General features: G+C 34.1%; 1 protein-coding gene and 2 pseudogenes. 1 reads left to right on the top strand and 2 read right to left on the bottom strand.

Going from position 1 to position 2,166, the window contains the following annotated elements; genetic code table 11:
* Window positions 1-1,606, top strand: a 1,606-nt coding sequence (locus BAQ49_RS02925; protein ID WP_116733425.1) for a bifunctional polysaccharide deacetylase/glycosyltransferase family 2 protein, incomplete at its 5' end; no start/stop codon positions are given.
* 175 nt (window positions 1,607-1,781) lie between these two features.
* Here BAQ49_RS02925 and BAQ49_RS33385 read toward each other — a convergent pair.
* Together BAQ49_RS33385 and BAQ49_RS32030 are read right to left on the bottom strand one after the other, a co-directional pair.
* Window positions 1,782-1,928, bottom strand: a pseudogene (locus BAQ49_RS33385) (recombinase family protein); the annotation flags it as partial.
* A 155-nt stretch (window positions 1,929-2,083) separates the two neighbouring features.
* Window positions 2,084-2,166, bottom strand: a pseudogene (locus tag BAQ49_RS32030) (IS6 family transposase); the annotation flags it as partial.

Genomic DNA, 2,166 nt, shown 5'->3' with positions numbered 1-2,166 from the left:
TGAAGCAGATGCTAACCCGGATTCATCAAATGAAATACTGCCTATTTTGCGTGCACAAAATATGAACTATACAATGGTGGCAGAAAATGTTGATCCTGAGGATTGGGCGACTCCATCCACAAATGAATTAGTAAAGCGTACTCTTAATCCCATTTATAAGGGGGAGGGAAATGTTATTCTTCTCCATGATGCAGGAGGGAATCGTACCCATACGGTAGAGGCGCTGCCGATGATTATTAAAGATCTTAAAAAGAATGGATATAGTTTTGTAACAATTTCAGATTTAATGAATAAAGAACGAGATGAAGTTATGCCCCCCGTTTCTTCTGAGGATAAGCAATATTTACTTTACAATAAAGCTGTTTTTTCAGGAGCAGGATATTCTAAGCATATATTAACAACTATTTTTTATATTGCTATTGGATTAGGTATTTTCCGATTCCTATTTTTAATTTATTTTTCATTCAAGCAAAAAAAGAAAACAAAATCCCGTTTATTTGCTAATTCTTCTTACCAACCTTTTGTTAGTGTTGTGATAGCAGCATATAATGAAGAGAAGGTTATAACCAAGACGATTCGCTCAATTTTGGATAGTGATTATAGAGAGTTTGAAGTTATTGTTGTTGATGACGGATCGATAGATGGTACGTCAAAAGTAATTCAAGAAGCATTTCATAAACATCCCAAAGTTTGTTTAATTCAGAAAGAAAATGGTGGGAAATCATCCGCAATGAATTTAGGATTTCAAAAATCACGAGGAGAAATCATTGTCACTTTAGATGCGGATACTATTATTGCGCAAGATGCTATTTCTCTAATGATTAGACACTTTGAAGATCATAATGTAGCAGCAGTTTCAGGCAATGTCAAAGTGGGAAATAGACGAAATTTGTTAACTACTTGGCAACATGTTGAATACATTACAGGATTTAATTTAGAACGCAGAGCTTTTGATGAGTTGAATTGTATCACGGTAGTTCCTGGAGCTATTGGAGCATGGCGTAAAAAGAATGTAGTTGAATCTGGATATTTAAGCGAAGATACATTAGCAGAAGATACGGATCTTACTATAACGTTTTTACGTCAAGGGCATAGAATTGTATATGAAGAAAAAGCATATGCTTTTACGGAGTCACCTGAAGATGTGAAAAGTCTCATTAAACAGCGATATCGTTGGTCATATGGTACACTCCAATGTCTTTGGAAGCATCGAAAGGCATTGTTTAATACAAAGCATAATACATTAGGGTTTGTTGCATTACCTAATATGTGGTTGTTCCAATATGTCCTGCAATTCATTGCTCCTTTAGCAGATATATTAATGATTATGGGGATGTTTGGTAGTAATCCTCTAAAAGTTTTAGGATTTTATCTTGTGTTCTTTGCAATGGATCTTCTCGCTTCTCTTTTTGCATTTAAATTAGAGAAAGAGAATCCTAAACCATTAGCATGGTTAATTTTACAACGCTTTATTTATCGTCAATTTATGACTTATGTTGTAATTAAATCTATATTTTCATCTATTCGAGGGGTAGCGGTAGGATGGAATAAACTAAAGAGAATGGGAAGTGTTGAGCATTCCCCTGAACATAAGGAGGTATCATAAGAGAGCAGATAATCTGCTCTCTTTTTGTTAAAAGGATTCACCGTATCAAAAAAAGAAAATTGTAAGTTTAAACACAATTTAGACTTATTTCAACCGATTCCCTATACTTTGTATTCGTTTTTATACTGAAAGGGTTATGTGGACTTAACTATCTATTGGAATAAAAAAAACCAGCTCATAGCTGGTTTTGATTCAGTGTACTTTCATATTCCTTGATTATTTTGTAAAAAGTATTTTTCTTCAGTTCTAACAGTTCCATAAATTGAACCCCAGTTATTTCTTTATTTTTCCACTTAGGATACGTTTCTTCTATGAATATGAGTCACCGTATGGACAAGGCTTGCAACCAAATGACGGAGATGAAATATATGAAATAGTACATGGTGAAGAACGATTAGTGGGGATATATGATGGGTTCTGGTGCAAATACTTAGGAAAGATATAAAGATGCGAAATGTTTCCTAGTGAAATCTAGTCTTAAGCAGCAGTTCCAAATAGTTGATGGATGAACTTCACTTGATTTTGGACAGACTTGTCCAATAAAACAAGTTGCCCTTTTT

Source organism: Bacillus proteolyticus (assembly GCF_001884065.1).
Lineage (GTDB): Bacteria > Bacillota > Bacilli > Bacillales > Bacillaceae_G > Bacillus_A > Bacillus_A proteolyticus.
The sequence above is the reverse complement of the archived record's forward strand: the minus strand, read 5'-3'. Positions and strand labels throughout refer to the sequence as shown.